The organism is Streptomyces sp. AP-93 (assembly GCF_022808175.1).
Taxonomy (GTDB): Bacteria; Actinomycetota; Actinomycetes; order Streptomycetales; family Streptomycetaceae; genus Streptomyces.
In genome coordinates this window covers 245,042-264,503 of record NZ_JALGBX010000008.1, presented here as the reverse complement: position 1 = coordinate 264,503, position 19,462 = coordinate 245,042, and the positions used below count along the sequence as shown (strand labels likewise).

The following is a 19,462-nucleotide window of genomic DNA, read 5'->3' as shown; positions in this document are numbered from 1 at the left end:
GAGGGGACTGCTGTGTTCTCGGTGTGCTCGGTGTGCTCGGCATTTTCTGCTCTCTGGATGAAGGGGGATCTGTGGGGGGCAGGGGCGAGGAACGGACCGGGGTCACAGACCGCGGGCGTCGAGCCAGGTGTCGATCCGGTCGAAGGTGGCGGGCGCCGAGCGGGCCATCGTGGCGTAGTGCCCGGCTCCCGGGATGGTGACGAGCTCGCTCTGGGCGCCGGTGAACAGCCGCTGGTGGGCGGCGCCTCCGGTGACGCGGGCGTCCTCGTCCCCGTAGACGAGGAGGACCGGGACCTTGACCGAGGCCAGGTGCTTCAGGTCCGTGAAGACGGAGTCGAGCTGTGAGCTCATGTCGCCGCAGGGGTGTCGGTTCTGGTGCGGGGCCGCGGCGTCCATGACGCGCTCCTCCGTGTCGTGGAAGTTGCCCCGGCGGAACTGGTCGGGCCCCAGGTCGTAGTAGACGTAGCCGCTCGGGTCCGAGGGGTCGCGGCTGGGCTGTCCGCCGGCCATGCAGCTCTGGAGGGCGCTGAAGAAGCGGGTGTTGGCCTCGGGGGTCAGGCCCCGGTCGGTCCAGTCCATGATCATCAGGCCGTCGACGTCACCGAACGAGTAGGCCTCGATCTGGGCGACCTGCCCGCCGTTGGACTGCCCGGCCAGGGTGACCGTCTCGAAGCCCTGCGCCGTCGCGGGGCCCTCGGCGGGCTTGCCTTCGAGGGCGTACGTCCCTGCGCGCAGCTGCTGCACGATCTGGTGCGCGATGTCGGCCTCGGCGCCGATGCAGGTGTCGAAGCCGTCGGGGCGGTCGCTCGCCCCGTAGCCGAGGCGGTCGATGGTGACGGAGGCGTGCCCGCGCTTGGCGAGCTCCTCGGCGTAGTGGTAGCCGGGCACGTCGAGGCGCCAGTACCACTCGCCCGCCGCGATCCCGTGCTGGTAGAGCGTGACCGCCCGCTTCCCGCCGGAGAGTACGGAGGCGGGCGCGGTCAGGTGGCCGCTGATCCGGTGGGTTCCGCCGCTGGTGCGGCAACCGGTCTTGCTGCCGTTGGTGTTGCGCACGGTGAAGGAGACCGGCACGTCCACGATGTGCTGAGCCGCGAGCCGCGCGGCGGTCTCCTTCGCGGCCGCCTCGGCCTCGGCGGGGGACGGCGCGGCGGATACCTTCACCGATGCGCCGGCGGCGGCCGCGGCCGGGGTGTCGGCGGCGGTCATGGCCGCCAGCACCGGACTCGCCAGCAGTGCTGCGGCCGCGCCCAGTACGGCGACCCGCTTGATGATGCTCATGAACTCCTCGCCTCTCGTACCGGCGCCGCAGTGGCGGCCGGCAGTTCTCCTCGTACGCGGAGCCAGGCGGCCTGGTCCGTGACGGTCTGTTCCAACGGGCGGAAACTCGCACCGAGTTCGCGGACGGCGCGGGCGGAGGAAACCCTCCGGTGGTGTCCTTCGAGCAGCGTCCGCATGCCGGTCCGGGTGGCGATGGGCGCTGCCCCGCGCGCCTTCGCCTGCCACTCCAGGACCGAGGCGATCGTCATCGCGGCCGGCGGGGGCAGCTTGCGCGGCACCGTCCCGGTGCCGGTCGCCCGCACCACGGCGGCGCAGATCTCGTGCAGCGGATACCAGCTGCCGCCCGCGATGTAGCGCCGGCCGCCGGTTCCGAGCGCGGCCGCCGAGACACAGACGGCTGCCACGTCGCGGGCGTCCACCACGTGGTTGCCCGCCGTGGGCAGCGCCTTGATCTCACCGCGCGCCACCGCCAGGAAGAGCCGCCCCGCCGAGGTGGGTCCGGAGTCACCGGGGCCCCACATCCAGCCGGGCAGTACGAGCGGCACGCGCAGCCCGTACTTCTCGCCGAAGCCGTCGATCATCCGCTCCGCGCGGATCTTGCTCGCGCGGTAGTGGTTTCCCCGGTCGGGGTCCCCGTTCGGGGTCTGCTCGTCAGCGGGCGAGCGGACGTCGCCGCCGCCCAGCACGGCGATGGAGCTCGTCTGCACCACCGTGGGCACCTCGGCGTCGACCGCCGCCTTCAGCAGCTCCTCCACCGCGTCCACGTTGGTGCGGTGCAGCAGATCCAGGTCGTGGCCCGGCTGGTAGTACTCGCGGAAGTACGCGGCCGTGTGGATCACCGCGTCCATCCCGTGCAGGGCGCCGGCGTAGCTGTCGATGTCGGTGACGTCCCCGACGACCAGCCGCAGCGCGGGATCCCCCGGCAGCAGCGACGTGGCGCGCTCCAGGTCCCGAACCACCGCGGTCACCTCGCACCCGGCGGCGAGCAGCCGGGCGACGACGGCGTGGCCGAGCAGCCCGGTGGCTCCGGTGACCAGCACGGCGCCCAGCGCCGGGTACTGCGGGGCCGGCTCAGAGGGCGGCGGGTGCGCGGTCATGCGGGGTCCTTTCAGGGCCGTCCGGTGACGCCGGGGATGCGGGAGATGCCGCTGATTCCGGTGATGCCGCTGATTCCGGGGCGAGCGGCTCGGGCTCCTCGCGCAGCCCGAGGCGGCGGTGGATCCGGCGCAGCGGGGCGGGTGCCCACCAGGCGCGACGGCCCAGCAGCGCCAGCACCGCCGGGACCAGCAGGGTCCGTACGACGAGGGCGTCCACCAGCACGGCCAGGGCGACACCGAGGCCGAGCATCTTGGTGTTGGTGATCCGCGACAGGCCGATGGACACGAACACCACGCTGAGGACCACGGCGGCCGCGGTGATCAGCCCGCCGGTGGTGCGCATGCCGTGCATCACCGACTCCCGGTGGTCGCCGGTCCGGTCGAAGTGCTCCTTGATCCGGGCGACGAGGAAGACCCCGTAGTCCATGGACAGGCCGAAGGCCACGCAGAACATCAGGACCGGAAGGGTCGCCTCCACGTCCCCGGTCGCGGTGAAGCCCAGCAGCCCGGACAGGCCGCCCTCCTGGAACACCCACACCACCGCGCCGAACATGGCGGTCAGGCTGAGGCCGTTGAGCGCGATCGTCAGCAGCGGCAGCGCCAGGCTCCCGGTCATCAGGAAGACCAGCACCAGAGTGCCGACCAGGATGAAGGCGAGGGCGGGGACCAGGCCCCGGCCGATGGCCGCCTTGCTGTCCACCACCTCGGCCGCCGGACCGCCCACGGAGGCACCGTCGGATCCGGCCGCCTCGCGCAGCTGCCCCACGAGCTCCTGATGGGCGGCCGAGGTCGCGGCCGTGTCGTCCTCGGCCACCACCGTCAGCAGGTCGTAACCCGCCGTCCTGCGGCCGGAGTCGGCGGGCGAGGGGACCTCCGAGCGGACGCCGTCGCGGTAGGTGCCGGCCGAGGACTCGACCCGGGTCACCCCGGCGAGCGCGGACAGCTTCCCGGCGATCCGTTCCGTGGTGGCCCGCGCATCGGAGGAGGTGGTGGTGGAGGAGGAGGAGGAGGAGGAGGAGGTCGCTCCGCCCGTACGCAGCAGGACCGGGATCGAACCCTCGGGCAGGTCGTCGAAGTCCTCGCGCAGGGTCTCCTGGGCGATCCGCGATTCGCTCGCGGCAGGCAGCTGACGGTGGTCGGCGGTGCCGAACCGGGCGCCCAGGAACGGCAGTCCCAGCACCAGCAGGATGCCCGTCACCGCCACCGTGACCAGCGGCGCACGGCGCATCACCAGCTCCGTCACCCGCCCCTTGGGCGGCGGCGCGTCCGCGCGGCCCCGGCGGCGCACCGTCAGCGCGTCCACCCGGCGTCCCAGCAGCGCCAGGACCGCGGGCAGCACGGTCAGCGCGGTGAGGGCCGAGACCAGCACCACCGTGATCCCCGCGTAGGCGAGGGAGCGCAGGAAGTAGAGCGGGAAGACCAGCATCGCCGCCAGGGCGACCGCCACGGTCATCGCCGAGAACAGGACGGTCCGGCCGGCCGTGCGCACGGTGCGCAGCACGGCCTCCCCGGGGAGCAGCCCGGCGTCCAGTTCCTCGCGGAACCTGCGCACGATCAGCAGCGCGTAGTCGATGGCGAGGCCGAGCCCCAGCGCCGTGGTGAGGTTCTGTGCGAAGACCGACACGTCGGTGAAGCCGGTGATGATCCGCAGCACCGCGCCCGTGGCGAGGACGGTGACCAGGCCCACCAGGACCGGCAGCGCAGCGGCGAGCACTCCGCCGAAGACCCAGACCAGGACGATCAGGGTGAGCGGCAGGGCGATCAGCTCGGAGCGGGCCAGGTCCTCGGCCACGGTGCTCTGGATCTCGTTCTGCACGGCGAGCTGGCCGGTGATCCGTACGGTGAGTCCGCCCTTCTCACCCCTCTCACCCCTCTCACCCTTCTCACCCGTCTCGCCCTGCTCACCGCGGAACCGGGGCGCCAGTTCCTCCAGCGCCGCGCGGGCCTGCTTCTCGTCGCCCTCGATGCGGGCGGCGACCACCGCCTGCCGGCCGTCGTGGGAGCGCAGCTCGGCGAGCCCGGTCTGCCAGTACGAGACGACACCGACGACCGGCTTCTCGAAGGCCAGCCGCTCGGCCAGCGCGGCGCCCTGCGCGGCGAACGCGCGGTCGTCGACCTGCGCGCCCTCCGGCACGGACACCAGCAGGACGAGATTGGGCTGCTGCTCCGGGTAGTGCGCCTCCAGTACGCGCTGCACGCGTGCCGATTCCGAACCGGGGTCCGTGGTGCCGCCGTTGCCGAGCCGGTCGGGGAGGTCCGCCCCGAGCAGGAGGGCGTCCAGGACCAGCACGAGGGCCGCCACCAGGAACAGCCATGGCCGGCGCACGATGTGCGCGCCGAGGAGCCTCAGCATCACGCCACGCTTTCCACGGCGGCGCCGAGTACGGACACCCCGGCCGCCAGCAGCGTCAGATCGGGGTGCGAGGACCACGCGCCGACCGCGCCGTCAGGGCGTACGTAGATGACCAGGGGGCGCTGTTCGGCTTCGGCCAGTGCGGTCAGCTTCCGACCGACGTCCACGGCCCGGGCGTACGGGGCCGAGGCGTCCCACCCGCCCCGGGGCCGGTGGTCGGTGAGCAGCACGACGTCCGTCTGAGACCCCACCGGCGAGCGGGCCGCCAGCTCGGCGGCCTCCCGGGCGGTGGCGTCGGCGAGGTCGGCGCTGCCCCCCTGAACGACGAGCAGGGCGTGCCGGCCGGCCGCGAGGAACTCGTGCAGCGACGGCGCCCCGGTGCCGTGCAGCGGCTGCCACGGGGTGTCGGGCAACCGCACCCCGGGCCGCAGCAGTCGCGGACGCCTGGCGTTCTTGGTGCCCGTGGCGTTCGTCGTGCTCGTGGTGCCCCGAGGGTCCGTCTTCGGCAGCGCGCCCGGGACCGCCGGGCTCGATTCCAGACCGGGATCGAGCTGGGCGAGTTCGGGAACGATCTTGCGGTCCAGCGCACCGGTGGCCGTGGCCACCTTCAGCAGGGTGTCGCGCAGCACCCGCTTGGGGCCGCTGCGCAGCATCCACAGCCGGGTCTGGCGGTCGGAGTTGCGCAGCGCCCGCAGGGCGGCGGGCCGCCGCTCCGCCTCGTAGCTGTCCAGCAGTGCCGGATCCGCGCCGTGGATCACCGCGGCCAGCTTCCAGCCCAGGTTGAAACCGTCCTGCACCCCGGTGTTGAGGCCCTGCCCACCGGCCGGGCTGTGGCAGTGGGCGGCGTCCCCGGCGAGGAAGACCGGACCGGCGCGGAACGTCCCGGCCACCTTGGTGTGGACCCGGAAGGTGCTGCGCCACCAGGTGGAGTCGACCCTCCAGCCCTTCGGGCCGCGGGCCGTCAGCAGCTTCTGGAGGTCCTCGTCGGACGGCGGCCGCACCTCGCCCGTGGCGTCGCGGTCGAAGAAGACGCGGTGCCCGCCGCCGGGCAGCGGTACGACGACCAGCACCCCCTCGGGGGTGAGGTGGTACTGGGCCTCGCCCTCGGGCAGGCCACCGCTGAACTCGCCGTCGCCCAGCAGGAAGTCACGTGCGTACGTACTTCCCTCGAAGGAGATCCCGGCGGCCTCGCGCACCTTGCTGTGCGTGCCGTCGGCACCCACCAGCCAGTGCGGCGAGAAGGGGGCGGGGGAGCCCGTACCGGGAACCGAGAGCGTGACCGAGACGTTGGAGGAGGCGAGTCCGCCGTCGCCGCGCGCGGACGAGGCGGGGTCGGTGATCTGGACCTCGGCGAGCTCGGTGTCCCACTCGACGTCACCGCCGAGCCTGAGCAGCCGGTCGTACAGCACGCCCTCGGTCACCGACTGCGGTACGCACAGCGGGTGGGGGAACGCCGTGTCGGCCAGCGCGCCGAAGCGGACCCCTCCGGTGCGCCGGCCGTTGGACCAGTACGACGCGCCGGACAGGGGCAGCGAGCGCTTCTCCAGTGCGTCGGCGACATCGATGCGCCGAAGCACCTCCAGCGCGCCGCTCCACAGGATCAGGGCCTTGGGCTCGCTGGCCGGGCCCTTCCTGCGGTCGATCACCCGGCAGTCCACTCCGTGCTGGAGCAGCGTGCAGGCCGTGGTGAGGCCGGTGGGCCCGGCCCCCACGATCAGAACGGTGTCGGTCTGCGTCATACGAGGCTCCTGGCATAGGAGCCGCCGCGAGAACGCAGCAGGTCCACGATCTGGTCGATGGCCTCGTCGGTGCTGGTGAAGTGGACCGCGAGCATGCCGAGGTCCGAGGCGGCCTGGCAGTTCTCGTCGAGGTCGTCGAGGAACAGGCACTCGTGCGCCGCCGCGGGCAGCCGCTCCAGCAGCCGCCGGTAGATCAGCGGATCGGGCTTGCGCACCCCTTCGGCCGACGAGTCGACGACGGCGTCGAAGAGCTCGTCCACCGGAAGCTGGGCGCGCCAGCGCGGGCCCCATTCCACGACGTTGTTGGTGAGCAGGGCGGTTCGGTAGCCGTTCCCGCGCAGTTCGCGCAGGAACCGCACCAGCCGCTCGTTGACGGTCCGGGCGCGGAACCACACCTCGCCGAACTCCTGCCCGCCGAGCAGCTCCGCGTACGTCCTGTTGCCGGGCAGCTCGACGAGTACCCGCTCGACCATCTCGCGCTCGGTGCACGAAGCGGTCTCCAGGTCCGCCATCGGGCTGCGGCCGTGGCGCTGTGCCGCCCGCGCGAAGGCCCCCTGGAGCTCGGGGAGCGGCACGTTCACGGCCTCGGCGAAGGCCGCGAAGGTGTCCTGCAGCGGATTGGTCAGGACGCCGCCGTAGTCGACCACGACGGTGCTGATGTGGCGCGAGGTCACTGCGCCACCTCCAGGCGGAACGAGGCGACGACACGGCCCTGCTGGAGGATGTCCACCACGACCGGGACGACCAGCCTGCCCAGCGACTCGTTCAACCGGAACTGCTCCACGCGGGCCACGGCCCGGGTCTGGAGGTCGAGTTCCGCGAACTCCTGGAACTGCGCGTCCATCGAGGTCACCTGGAGACCGTGCGCCGAGATGGCGTGCAGCGAGGACACGGAGGCCGCGGCCAGCTGTCGGGCGGCCTCCAGCAGGAGGTTGCCGGGAACGTGGTCGAGCTGGTGGTCGAAGAGGTGGGGGTGCGTCGTGTCGGAGAGCACGGTGGCGGCGAACGCACTCTCCCCGGCGGCGATGGGCTGGGTGATCACCACGTTGTACGGGTCGCGACGTCCCACCGAGGCGGGGGCGGCGGCCACATGGGTGGGGAGGACGCCGATGGTGTCTGCCAGCGTGGTGCGGCGGCGCTCGCGCAGCGCGTGGTAGACGCCGCGGGTGAAGAAGGCCAGGCCGCCGCTGCACTGGAGCGCGTCCCTGTCCTCGATGGCCAGCGAGCCGGAGAAGTCGATGGCCTGCACCCGGCCGTTGCGCTTGCGCTGCGGGAGGACGGTGAGGGTGGCGACCGCACGGGCCGGCCGGTCACCGGTACGCAGGGCCGACTGGTCCCGCACCTCGGTCTGCAGGTGGCGGAAGATGAAGGACTCGTCGAGGGGGACGTCCTCGTAGGTGTGGGCGAGGAACACCCCGGCCTGCCGCAGCATTTCGATCAGCAGGAGGAAGTCGTGCGTGCCGGACTGCTCGCCCATGATGTGGGCGCGGGGCAGCTGGGCCGCCACCTCGTACGTATCGGTTTGATCCGGCACCCGGCGGGAATCGGTCAAAAAGACCTCGGCGATCGCGGCGCGGTGGACCATGGCACGGGGGACGGTGCTGTCGTATCTGAGAGCGGAACGGAGCTCGTCCTGCTGCGCTGGACCGGTCATCGATTTCTCCAAAGAGCGAGAGCGGGGACCGGTCCACCTTGGAGGACGGGGTTTGACCAGCCGCTGGAGTAATCGCTGACCGTCCATGGGAGGGCCTTTGGGCGACGTCCGCCCGAGCTCGGGACGACCCTGGGTGCGCCGTCGTTACGGACGTCCTCCCTCCGCGATTCTCAAATATCGGACGCCGTCAAGACGTCAGGTGATGTGAGCTCCCTCTCATCCGAATTTCGGGTGGTGAGAACCAGCCGGTAATACCTAGCCTTACGAAGGTTTTACTTGGGGGAGTAGAAATGTCTGGTGTATTGCTGCGCGAGCGCGGCTTCAGAGGAGGCGACGGAGGGTCGTCGCGACTGCGGTTCCGTCTCCTCGGACCTTTACAGACCAACCGGGGAACGAAGGTGCTGGAGCTCGGTCCGCCCAAACAACGGGCCCTGCTGGCAGTGCTGTTGCTCAGACCAGGGCTGGAGACCGGTGTCGACCAGCTGATCGAGGCCCTCTGGGGGGAGGATTATCCGGCCTACGCGAAGAACCTGATCCAGAAATCCGTCTCGGGCCTGCGGGGCCTCCTGTCGACCAACGGGAGCGACGGCGGGGGAGTCTTCCTGGAGTGGTCGTCCGGTGGCTACCGGATGGACATCGGCGACTCCGAAGTGGACCTGTACGACTACGAACAGCTGGCGGCCGCCGGCATCGCCGCCGCGCGCAAGGGCGAGATCCTGCAGGCGGTCGGGCTGCTGGAGAAGGCGCGCACGATGTCCACGGGGCCGCTGGTGGAAGGGCTCGAGGGGCCCATGCTCGACCGCGAACGGCTCTACCGCCAGGAGCGTTTCCTGGCGGACATGGAGGTGCGGGCCGAGCTGGAACTGGAGCTGGGCAGGCACCGCAACGCGGTGCCGTACCTGTACTACGCGGTGGACAAGTACCCGCTGCGGGAACGCTTCCTGTGGCTGCTGATGCTCGCGCTCTACCGCTCGGACCGCGGCAACGAGGCGCTGACGGTGTACGCCGTCCAGCGCGCCCGTGTGATCCAGGAGCTCGGCGTGGAGCCGGGCTCGGCCCTGCGGGCACTGCACGCGCGACTGCTGCTCCAGGACCCGCAGCTGATGGTGATGTCGGCCCTGCGTCAGGACAGTGGGGCGGCGGAGGACGATTTCGTCCCGACCCCGCGCCTCCCGCTGGCCCGCCGCGGCCCGTTCGGCTGACCTTCGGCCGACCGGCCGGCGCCCCGGACTCCCTCAGGGAGCTCCGGGGCTTACGCCACCTCTACCGCGTCGGCGCTAAAGTGCCCTGACCTGCACGAAAGCCCTCCGCGGGGGAGGGCTTCGGGGTGGGACGGGAAAAGTGCCCCCGGCAGGACTCGAACCTGCGGCCAAGTGCTTAGAAGGCACCTGCTCTATCCACTGAGCTACGGGGGCCGGAAGGTGGCCGTGGTGGCCTGGAGCCCCTGGATGGGGGTGGGGCTTTGGTCCGTGCCGGGTCAAGGATAGGGCTCCGGTTGCCTTGTCCCGGTTGCTTCACTCGCGTGCCACGATGTGGAGGTTCGGTGAAGCGGTCCCGATAATCGCAGGCAGGTGCGATTCTCGCACCGCTTTTGCGCCGTGGCGCCCTGGGTGTTGTGCACTCGTTATGCCTGCGCCCCACTCGTCCGCTGTGTCCGGGATGTGCCGCCGGAGTAGCGCTCGGCGCGCAGAGGACGTATAAGCTTCAAAAATGCTCCTAAATTGGGCATTCTTCGCATGTGGTGACCTTGGATGTTCGGCCTCAGCTGCTCGATGCCCTGTCCGCCCTGCGCGACCGGGTCGCGTCCGTGCGTCTGCCGCTGCCCCTGCCCGGCGCCCCCCGCGCCCGCCAGACCAGAGCCGAGCTGCTCGCGCAGCTCGACGACTATCTCGTACCCCGGCTGAAGGCGCCGGAGGCACCGCTGCTCGCCGTCGTCGGCGGGTCCACCGGGGCCGGTAAGTCCACCCTCGTCAACTCCCTCGTGGGGCGCCAAGTGAGTGAAGCCGGGGTACTCCGGCCCACGACGCGCACCCCCGTCCTCGTCTGCCATCCGGATGACCACCACTGGTTCGCCGGGGTGCGGGTGCTGCCCGATCTGATGCGGGTCTGGGCCCCCCAGGACGACGAGGACACCCCCTTGTCCGCCCGGAAGCCCCACCGGCCGGGCGGCAACCACGGGCACGGGTACCCGCCCGCCACCCGCGAGGTGCGGATCGAGACCGTCTCCACCCTGCCCCGCGGCCTCGCCATCCTCGACGCCCCCGACATCGACTCCCTCGTCGTCGACAACCGGACGCTCGCAGCCCAGCTCATCTGCGCCGCGGACGTCTGGGTGATGGTCACCACCGCCTCGCGGTACGCCGACGCCGTGCCCTGGCACCTCCTGCGCACCGCCAAGCAGTACAAGGCCACCCTCGTCACCGTCCTCGACCGGGTCCCGCACCAGGTGCTCGCCGAAGTCTCCCGGCAGTACGGAGCCCTGCTCACGCGGGCCGGGCTGGGCGAGGTGCCCCGCTTCACGGTTCCCGAACTGCCCGAATCGGCCGGCGGGGGCGGGCTGCTGCCCGCCAGCGCCGTGGCCCCGCTGTTCGCCTGGCTCGCCCACCACGCGCAGGACCCGGCCGCCCGCCAGTACGCCGTCGGGCGCACCGCGCTCGGCGCGCTCGACTCCCTCGGGCGCCGGATGCCGGAGCTCGCCTCGGCCGTCGCGGCCCAGCACGCCGCCGCCGTACGGCTGACCTTCGCCGTCGAGGACGCCTACAAGCGGGAGGGCAAGCGGGTCCGCGGCCGCCTGGACCGGGGCGCCGTACTCGCCGGGGACGCGCTGACCCGCTGGCGCGGCTACCCGCTCGACACCAGCGCCGACGAACTGCTCGACTCCCTCGCGGAGTCCCTCGCGGCGCTGCTCCAGTGCGCCGTCGCGGCCGCCGACGAACGCATCGCGGAGGCCTGGCGGCGCGAGCCCGCCGCGGGCGCCGTGTCCCTGCCCGCCCCCGACCGGGAGGCGGCGGAACGTATCGGCATGGCCGTACGGCGCTGGCGGCGCGTGCTGGAGGAACTCGCCGAGGAAGAGGTCGCGGCGCTCGACAAGCAGCCCGCGCCCGACCCCGACGGGGTCGCCGCCCTGCTGGTCGCGGCCCTCCTCGGCGGCAAGCGGGCCCGGCCGGCCGGAGAGAAGCTCGCCGAACGGATCGGAGTGCAGGCCGCCGTACGCCTGCGAGACCGCGGCGGCGAGCTCGTCGCCGAGCACCTCGACCAGGTGCTGCGCGCCGAACGCGACCGCCGCCTCGCCCCGATCGAAGCGCTCGAAGTGAGTCCCGAACCCCAGGCCGAGCTGATCGCCGCGCTGTCCGTACTGCAGAAGGAGAGGTGACGCGGTGACCGCCCTGACCGACCGCACCGACGACCGCTGGGACGACGGACTGATCGCCCGCTCGCGCCCCCGGACCAGCGAGGACGACTGGCCCTCGAGCGGTGACGAGGAGGGCGACGAAGCACTCGTACGGGCGGTTTCCGGCGCCGGAAGCGACGGTGGCAAGGCCCCCGCGCCCCCGCTCAGCCCCGAGGCGCAGGCCCTGCGCGTCCGCCTCGACGCGCTGCGCCAGCTCATCGGGCTGTCCCGGACCAGGATCCTCGACGGAAAGACCCTCGCCGAAGCCGGCCGCGTGCTCGACGAGGCGGCCGCGCGCCGCGGGCTGTCGGCGCAGCACACCGTCGTCGCCATCGCCGGAGCGACCGGAAGCGGCAAGTCCACTCTCTTCAACTCACTCGCCGGAGTGCAGATCTCCGAGACCGGACTGCGCAGGCCGACGACCGCCGCACCCATCGCGTGCAGCTGGTCCGACGGCGCCGCGGGACTGCTGGACCGCCTCGAGATCCCCGGACGGCTGCGCCGCCGCCCCCGCGAGACCTCGGAGGCCGAAGTGCTGCGCGGCATGGTCCTCGTCGACCTGCCCGACCTGGACTCGGCCGTCGGAGCCCACCGCGACCACGTGGACCGGGTACTGGCCCTGGTCGACGCGGTGGTGTGGGTGGTGGACCCGGAGAAGTACGCGGACGCCGTCCTGCACGAGCGGTACCTGCGCCCGCTGGCCGGGCACGCCGAAGTCACCTTCGTCGTACTGAACCAGGTGGACCGGCTGCCCGGGGAATCCGCCGATCTCGTACTGGACGACCTGCGCCGGCTCCTCGACGACGACGGCATCGCGCTCGGCGAACACGGCGAGCCCGGAGCCACCGTCATCGGACTTTCCGCCCTTACGGGTGAAGGCGTCGGGGAACTGCGCGAGATGCTCGGACAGTTCACCCAGGAGAAGGGCGCCGCGACCCGCCGCATCTGCGCCGATGTCGACAAGGCCGCGGCCCGGCTGCGGCCGCTCTACGTGGCCGACGGCCACGCCGGCCCGGAGATCGGGGAGACCGCGCGCGCCGAGTTCGAGGACCGGCTCGCCGAAGCGGTCGGGGCGTACGCGGCCGGTCTCGCCGCCGAGCGGGCCTGGCGGCGCAACGCCGGAAAGGCCTGCGGCACCCCGTGGCTGCGCCTGTGGCGGTGGTACGAGAGCCGGCGCTCCCCGCGCTCGCTGGCCGGTCTCGCCGCCCTGGCGGCGATCGGGCGTTCCCCGACGGCCTCGGAGCCGCCGGTCGAGGAAGAGGTGACGGCCCGCCAGCGGGTGGAACAGGCCGTACGGACCGTCGCCGACGAGGCGGTCCGGGGCCTGCCCGACCCCTGGGCGCAGGCCGTACGGGAGACCGCGGTCCGCGGCGCCGAGGGGCTGCCCCAGGCGCTGGACGAGATCGCGGTGACCCTCGGGCCGGCGGTCGCGGTGCCCAGCGCCCGTCCGCCGCGCCCCTCGTGGTGGCCGGCGGCGGTGCTGGCACAGGCGGCCATGACCCTGCTCCAGATCTTCGGCGGGCTGTGGCTGGCCGGGCAGATCGTCGGGGTCCTCGAGCCGAGCCTGATGCCGCCGGTCCTGCTGATGGTGGCCGGGATCATCGGCGGACCGCTGGTGGAGTGGGCCTGTTCGATCGGGGCCCGGGGTCCGGCGCGGCGCTACGGGCAGGACGCGGAGCGGCGGCTGCGGCAGGCCGCGGCCGGCTGCGGGCGGGCCCGGGTACTGGAGCCGGTGGCGGCCGAGCTGCTGCGCTACCGGGAGGTGCGCGAGCAGTACGCGACGGTGGCGAAGTTGTCCACAAGCCGTCAGTAGTCCACAGGCTCCAGCGGGTTCCGGCGGACCGGGCCAGCATGGTCGTACCTCGTGCGGATGGTCCGGGCGGGTACGGAACGCGGGTCGGGCGGCGCGTGGTCGAGCGCGCCGCCGGGCCCCGGAAGGACGGCCGGGATGAACGACACCCAGGTGACGCTGGTGGGCTACGTGGCCACGCAGATCGACTACAAGGACACGGCGAGCGGCCCGGCGGCCCGGTTCCGCTTCGCGGTCACCCCGAGGTACTACGACCGCAAGAAGGAGACCTGGGCGGACGCGCCCACCAGCTTCTACACGGTGTGGGCCCGGCGCGGCCTCGCCGTGAACCTCGCCGGATCCGTTTCCGTCGGTGAACCGCTGGTCGTCCACGGAAGGCTGCGGGTGCGGGAGGACCCGCCCGACGGGGAGGGCAACCGGTGGTTCTCGGCGAACATCGACGCGACCGCCATCGGGCACGACCTGAACCGCGGCACGGCCGCCTTCCGGCGAGTCGTCAGGACGGACGTACCGCTGATGGGTACTCAGAAGGCGGCGGTGGTCTGAGTGTTCGAGGGAGCTAGGATTCCCCGGTACTCACGGGCACCTGGGCCTTCGGCCCGAAGGGGAAGACTGTGTCGATTGCCGTTCCCGCACCCTCCACTCCTGCCGCCGCCACCGGCGCTGCTCCTGCCGGCGCTCCGGGCGGTGTTCCGGTTCCCGCTGCCGCCGCGCGGCCCTGCGACGCACCGGCGACGCGCACCACGGTCGCCGCGGCCATACGGGGCTCCGTGCGGCGGCCGATCGCGCTGGCCCTGCTCGCCGCCGCGCTGGCCGGGGCCCCGGGTGCGGTGGCGGCCGCCGACGCCGGTCCGGCCGCACCCCGGACGCCGGAGGGAGCGAGCGCCGTCCTGGACGGGCTGAAGACCTACGGGCAGGCCGTCCTGCACGGCACGGACGGAACCGTGCGGCAGATCCCGGCAGGGCTCTACGAGATGCGGGTCGACGGTGGCGGCATGCTCCAGACGTACGGAGTCGGCGTCACGGGCGACGCGCAGCCCCAGGCCCGGTTCACGGAGATCGGGTGGAGCGGCACGCCGCTCGCCGAGAAGGGCGATGCGGGCCGGATCCGCTGGGTGCTGGAGCACTCCTACCCCCAGCTGAACGACCTGGCCGGGCTCGCCAAGGCGGCCGGAGCGGCGGCGCTCACAGCGGAGAGCGCCGCGGCCGGGACCCAGGTGGCCATCTGGAGGCTGGCCGAGGGCGTTGCCGTGGAGGCCGTCGACCCGGCGGCCGAGAAGCTCGCCGACTACCTCCAGCGGGAGGCGCGGCGGCTGCCCGAACCGCCGGCGTCACTCGCGGTGGATCCCGGCGAGGTGTCGGGGCCGCTGGGCACCCGGATCGGGCCGGTCACCGTGCGGACGGGCGCGCAGAGCGTGAGCGTGACCCCGGACGCGGCGGCCGTGGCCATGGGGGTGCGGGTGGTGGACGCCCGGGGCCTGCCGGTCAGCTCCGCCGTCAACGGCGCGAAGCTCTTCTTCGAGGTGCCGCAGGGGACGCCGGACGGCAGCGCCGAGGTCACCCTCCGCGGCTCCACCCGGGTACCGGTCGGCCGGGTCTTCACCAGCGGGGTCCCGGCGCAGGTCCAGATCGTGGCCGGCTCCAGCGAGTCCGCCACCGTGGCCACGGCGACGGCGAAGTGGCGGCTCCCCGCCGCCCAGCCGGCCGACGGCGCGACGCCGGGCGGGGCGATGGCCGCGCTGGGCGCGGCGGGCGCGGCGGGCGAGCAGGGGGCGCAGGGCGCGGCGGGCGCGCAGGGCCCGATGGGTGGCCTGGGCACCCCGGGCGCCCGGTCGGAATCTTCCCCGGCCGGGGATCCGGACACCTCGCACACACGGCTGGCCGCCAGCGGCAGCTCGGCGGCCACCCCGGTGATCGCCTCCCTGGCGGTGGGCCTGGTCGTCCTGGGCGGCCTGGTCGTCCTCCTCCTGCGCAAGCGCCCCCTGGAAGACGGCCCCGGCCCGGAACGGCCGGCGGAACCGGAGTAGGACGCACACGGGATCCGGGGCTCCCGCCCTGGGGCCCTGGTTCGGATGCGGGGGTTCGGGTAGGGGCAAGGGATGGCTGATCAAGAGCTGACCTGGCGGGGCACGGTCGCACGAGGGGACCGGTGGCTGTTCGACGTGGTGGCCCGGCGGCATTGGCCGGGGGCCGACCGGGTGCTGCCGCGGCTCGGGCGGGCCGCGAACCACGGGCTGCTGTGGGGCGGGGCCGCCGCCGGGATCGCCGTCCTCGGCTCGGCCGGGGCCCGCAAGGCGGCCGTGCGCGGTGCCGCGTCGCTGGCACTGGCCTCCGCGACCATCAACACCGTCGGCAAATGGTCCGTGCGAAGGCCGCGCCCGGTGCTGGACGGGGTTCCCGCCGTGCGGCAGCTCGCCACGCAGCCGCGGACCACCTCCTTCCCCTCCGGGCACGCCGCGTCCGCGTTCGCCTTCACCGCCGGAGTGGCGCTGCAATCACCGCTTTGGGGCGCCGCGCTGGCCCCGGTCGCCGCCTCCGTCGCCTTCTCCCGCGTGTACACCGGGGTCCACTACCCCTCGGACGTGCTCGCGGGCGCCGCGCTCGGGGTCGCGGCAGGATTCGTCGTGCGCCGCCTCACCCGGGACGCCGTGGAGGCCCGGATCGTGCCGGGCGACGAGCGGGCCGCCGCGGGGGCACCCGCGCTGCCCGACGGGGCCGGGCTCACGGTGGTGGTCAACACCGGGTCCGGCACGGCCGCCACGGCGGGCCTCGACGTACTGCGGGAACGGCTGCCGAAGGCCGAGCTCATCCTGTGCGAGGGCCCGGAGCTCGCCGCCGAACTGGCCTCGGCCGCCGAGCGGGCCACCGTGCTCGGCGTGTGCGGCGGCGACGGCACGGTCAACGCCGCCGCCACCGCCGCGCTGCGCGCCGGGATCCCCCTGGCGGTGTTCCCCGGAGGCACGCTCAACCACTTCGCGCTCGACCTCGGCCTCGCGGGCTGCGAGGACACCTGCCGGGCCGTGGCGGCCGGCCACGCCGTCCACATCGGCGTCGGCCGCTTCACCCCGGGCCCCGGCCCGGACCCCGAGGACACCAGGGCCGGGTACTTCCTGAACAACTTCAGCATCGGGGCCTACCCCGAGCTGCTCGGCCACCGGCTCCGCTGGGCCCCCCGGATCGGCGGCGGCCCCGCCGCCCTCCTGGCGGCCTGGCGGGTGCTGCGCGCCGAGCGCCCGGTACGGCTCAAGCTCGCCGGGAAGCCGCGCAGCGTCTGGCTGCTCTTCGCGGGCAACGGCACCTACCAGGGCACGGGCCCGGCGCCCCGCTACCGCAAGAGCCTGGGCGAGGGCCTGCTCGACGTCCGGCTCGTCCACGGCGGCGGCCGCCCCGGCCCCCGCCTGCTCGCCGCCGCCTTCGCGGGCCCGCTGACCCGCTCCCCGGTCCACGTGGCCACCCGGCTGCGCAGCCTGCGCCTCGGCGACATCCCCGCCGGCACCCCCCTCGCCTACGACGGCGAATACGCCCAGGCCCCCACCGCCCTGGTCCTGGACGACCTCCCGGACGCCCTCACGGTCTACCGCCCCCGCTGAGCCTCACGGGCACCCGGGTTCGGCCCGGCCTCGGACCCGCCGCGGCACCGGCCTGGCCGCCAGGCCCCGATCCGCGCACCCGGCCCTGTCCGGGCCCGGGTCCTGCCCGGGCCCCGGCCCCGCCCGCGCTCACACCATGCCGAGATCTGCCCGCATGGTGCCCCGCATGACCTCAGAGCGCTCCGTGAGTCCGAGCAGCTCGGCATGGATCTCCTCGAAGGAGCAGTTCGGCCCGGGAGCGCCCTCGGCCAGCCGCATCGTGCGGGCGTAGGCCCCCGCCATGGCCCGGGTCATCGAGTCCAGCTCCGCGAGGACGGTGGCGGAGGCGATCATCTGCGCCTCCGCGAAGGCGGCGTGATGCCCACCACGGGCCTCCTCCAGCGCCGCCCGTGCGGTCGCGGGCGGCTCCGCCGGATCGGCCTGCGCGTTGTGGACGACCCAGAGGAAGGACATGAGCGCGATCCGGTAGCGCCGGTATGCGGCGTTCGTCGCCGCGTAGCACTCCCGCCTGCGGTCGAGCTCGGCCAGCTGCTGTTCCCGGGCCCACCCCACCTGCGCGACCCGCTGCTCCCGCTCGAACTGCGCCGCCTGCACCCGCGCCAGCATCCGCTGCGAAAGCACCGTCGCCAGCAAAGTTCCGGCCACGCCGACCACGGCAGCGCCGAGCGCGATCAGTCCGCTGTCCATACGTCCCCCCACCTCGGCCGCAGCCCCCCGGCCGCGCCCTCGTCGATGGCATCCTGCCGTGCGCCACAAGGCCTCGGGGGGCTTTCGGGGACGCCAGTCCGGCTGCCTCGGGGCCGAACGGGTTTCCCCCCGGGGATGGACGTCAGGCAAGATGGGGTGTATCTGCCCACCCATCGATCTGCCGGACGGTTTCTCTTGGCTGAGTTCATCTACACCATGCGCAAGACGCGCAAGGCGCACGGCGACAAGGTGATTCTTGATGACGTCACCCTGAACTTCCTGCCCGGCGCGAAGATCGGTGTGGTCGGCCCCAACGGCGCCGGTAAGTCCACCGTCCTCAAGATCATGGCGGGGCTGGAGCAGCCGTCCAACGGCGAGGCGTACCTGTCTCCCGGCTTCACCGTCGGCATCCTCATGCAGGAGCCGAAGCTCGACGAGTCCAAGACGGTCCTGGAGAACGTCCAGGACGGCGCGGCCGACATCATGGCCAAGCTGAAGCGCTTCAACGAGGTCGCCGAGGAAATGGCGACCGACTACACCGACGCGCTGCTGGACGAGATGGGCAAGCTGCAGGAAGTCCTGGACCACGCCAACGCCTGGGACCTCGACGCCCAGCTGGAGCAGGCCATGGACGCCCTGGGCTGCCCGCCCGGCGACTGGCCCGTCACCAACCTCTCCGGTGGCGAGAAGCGCCGCGTCGCGCTCTGCAAGCTGCTGATCGAGGCCCCGGACCTGCTCCTCCTCGACGAGCCCACCAACCACCTCGACGCCGAGTCGGTGAACTGGCTGGAGCAGCACCTTTCGCAGTACAAGGGCGCCGTCGTGGCCGTCACCCACGACCGGTACTTCCTGAACAACGTCGCCGAGTGGATCCTCGAGCTCGACCGCGGCCGCGCCCACCCGTACGAGGGCAACTACTCCACCTACCTGGAGAAGAAGGCCACCCGTCTCAAGGTCGAGGGCCGCAAGGACGAGAAGCGCCAGAAGCGCCTCAAGGAAGAGCTCGAGTGGGTGCGGTCCAACGCCAAGGGGCGTCAGACCAAGTCCAAGGCCCGCCTCGCCCGCTACGAGGAGATGGCCGCCGAGGCGGACAAGATGCGGAAGCTGGACTTCGAGGAGATCCAGATCCCGCCGGGCCCGCGTCTGGGCTCGATCGTGGTCGAGGTCAACAACCTCAACAAGGCGTTCGGTGACAAGGTCCTGGTCGACGACCTGTCCTTCACCCTGCCGCGCAACGGCATCGTGGGCATCATCGGCCCGAACGGCGCCGGCAAGACCACGCTCTTCAAGATGCTCCTGGGTCTGGAGGCGCCGGACTCCGGCTCCGTCAAGGTCGGCGAGACCGTCAAGATCTCGTACGTCGACCAGAGCCGCGCCAACATCGACCCCAAGAAGTCCCTGTGGGCCGTCGTGTCGGACGAGCTGGACTACATCAACGTCGGCCAGGTCGAGATGCCGTCGCGCGCGTACGTCAGCGCCTTCGGCTTCAAGGGTCCGGACCAGCAGAAGGCCGCCGGCATCCTGTCCGGTGGTGAGCGCAACCGCCTCAACCTGGCGCTGACGCTCAAGGAGGGCGGCAACCTGCTGCTCCTCGACGAGCCCACCAACGACCTCGACGTCGAGACCCTGTCCTCGCTCGAGAACGCGCTCCTGGAGTTCCCGGGTGCGGCCGTGGTCATCTCCCACGACCGCTGGTTCCTGGACCGCGTCGCCACGCACATCCTGGCGTACGAGGGCGAGTCCAAGTGGTACTGGTTCGAGGGCAACTTCGAGTCGTACGAGAAGAACAAGGTCGAGCGGCTCGGCGCGGACGCGACCCGTCCGCACCGTGCCACCTACAAGAAGCTCACCCGAGGCTGAGGG

The 19,462-nt window shown here is 72.7% G+C and carries 14 protein-coding genes and 1 tRNA gene; 7 read left to right on the top strand and 8 right to left on the bottom strand.

Going from position 1 to position 19,462, the window contains the following annotated elements; genetic code table 11:
- Positions 1–102: 102 nt before the first annotated feature.
- Genes MTF69_RS16180 through MTF69_RS16155 form a run of 6 tightly spaced genes read right to left on the bottom strand, consistent with a single transcriptional unit; the run spans position 103 to position 8,121 of the window.
- Entirely contained in the window at positions 103–1,278 is a 1,176-nt protein-coding gene (locus tag MTF69_RS16180; protein ID WP_243334957.1) for an alpha/beta hydrolase, read from the bottom strand.
- Positions 1,275–2,375 (bottom strand): NAD-dependent epimerase/dehydratase family protein, encoded by a 1,101-nt coding sequence (locus MTF69_RS16175; protein ID WP_243334955.1) that lies wholly within the window; start codon positions 2,373–2,375, stop codon positions 1,275–1,277. Before MTF69_RS16175 ends, MTF69_RS16180 begins: the two co-directional genes overlap by 4 nt.
- Positions 2,350–4,728, bottom strand: a complete 2,379-nt coding sequence (locus tag MTF69_RS16170) for an MMPL family transporter (protein ID WP_243335099.1) — start codon at positions 4,726–4,728, stop codon at positions 2,350–2,352. The genes MTF69_RS16175 and MTF69_RS16170 overlap by 26 nt, the downstream gene beginning before the upstream one ends.
- Complete coding sequence (locus MTF69_RS16165) at positions 4,728–6,467, bottom strand: FAD-dependent monooxygenase (protein ID WP_243334953.1); 1,740 nt, start codon at positions 6,465–6,467, stop codon at positions 4,728–4,730. Before MTF69_RS16165 ends, MTF69_RS16170 begins: the two co-directional genes overlap by 1 nt.
- The gene (locus MTF69_RS16160) at positions 6,464–7,141 is read right to left on the bottom strand and encodes an HAD family phosphatase (RefSeq protein ID WP_243334952.1); all 678 of its coding nucleotides are present in this window, start codon (positions 7,139–7,141) and stop codon (positions 6,464–6,466) included. Before MTF69_RS16160 ends, MTF69_RS16165 begins: the two co-directional genes overlap by 4 nt.
- The gene (locus MTF69_RS16155; protein ID WP_243334951.1) at positions 7,138–8,121 is read right to left on the bottom strand and encodes a ScbA/BarX family gamma-butyrolactone biosynthesis protein; all 984 of its coding nucleotides are present in this window, start codon (positions 8,119–8,121) and stop codon (positions 7,138–7,140) included. Before MTF69_RS16155 ends, MTF69_RS16160 begins: the two co-directional genes overlap by 4 nt.
- Positions 8,122–8,519: 398 nt before the next feature.
- On the opposite strand from MTF69_RS16155, the gene MTF69_RS16150 reads away from it, so the two are divergent.
- Positions 8,520–9,323 (top strand): AfsR/SARP family transcriptional regulator, encoded by an 804-nt coding sequence (locus tag MTF69_RS16150; RefSeq protein ID WP_243334950.1) that lies wholly within the window; start codon positions 8,520–8,522, stop codon positions 9,321–9,323.
- Between the two features lie 140 nt (positions 9,324–9,463).
- Here MTF69_RS16150 and MTF69_RS16145 read toward each other — a convergent pair.
- Positions 9,464–9,536: transfer RNA gene (locus MTF69_RS16145), tRNA-Arg, on the bottom strand.
- A gap of 332 nt (positions 9,537–9,868) precedes the next feature.
- Here MTF69_RS16145 and MTF69_RS16140 point away from each other — a divergent pair.
- The 5 genes from MTF69_RS16140 (at position 9,869) to MTF69_RS16120 (ending at position 16,912) form a co-directional block, all read left to right on the top strand.
- Complete coding sequence (locus MTF69_RS16140; RefSeq protein ID WP_243334949.1) at positions 9,869–11,494, top strand: dynamin family protein; 1,626 nt, start codon at positions 9,869–9,871, stop codon at positions 11,492–11,494.
- Between the two features lie 4 nt (positions 11,495–11,498).
- Positions 11,499–13,325 (top strand): GTPase, encoded by a 1,827-nt coding sequence (locus MTF69_RS16135; RefSeq protein ID WP_243334948.1) that lies wholly within the window; start codon positions 11,499–11,501, stop codon positions 13,323–13,325.
- Between the two features lie 135 nt (positions 13,326–13,460).
- The gene (locus tag MTF69_RS16130) at positions 13,461–13,868 is read left to right on the top strand and encodes a single-stranded DNA-binding protein (protein ID WP_243334947.1); all 408 of its coding nucleotides are present in this window, start codon (positions 13,461–13,463) and stop codon (positions 13,866–13,868) included.
- A gap of 68 nt (positions 13,869–13,936) precedes the next feature.
- Positions 13,937–15,349, top strand: coding sequence for a thioester domain-containing protein (locus tag MTF69_RS16125; protein ID WP_243334946.1), 1,413 nt, complete (start codon positions 13,937–13,939; stop codon positions 15,347–15,349).
- Between the two features lie 72 nt (positions 15,350–15,421).
- Entirely contained in the window at positions 15,422–16,912 is a 1,491-nt protein-coding gene (locus MTF69_RS16120) for a bifunctional phosphatase PAP2/diacylglycerol kinase family protein (RefSeq protein ID WP_243334945.1), read from the top strand.
- A gap of 129 nt (positions 16,913–17,041) precedes the next feature.
- Here MTF69_RS16120 and MTF69_RS16115 read toward each other — a convergent pair whose 3' ends face one another.
- Positions 17,042–17,599, bottom strand: coding sequence for a hypothetical protein (locus MTF69_RS16115; RefSeq protein WP_243334944.1), 558 nt, complete (start codon positions 17,597–17,599; stop codon positions 17,042–17,044).
- 195 nt (positions 17,600–17,794) lie between these two features.
- Between MTF69_RS16115 and ettA the strand changes: the two genes are divergently transcribed.
- A complete protein-coding gene (gene ettA, locus MTF69_RS16110) occupies positions 17,795–19,459 on the top strand; it encodes an energy-dependent translational throttle protein EttA (RefSeq protein WP_243334943.1) in 1,665 nt (554 codons plus the stop codon).
- The last annotated feature ends 3 nt before the right edge of the window (positions 19,460–19,462 follow it).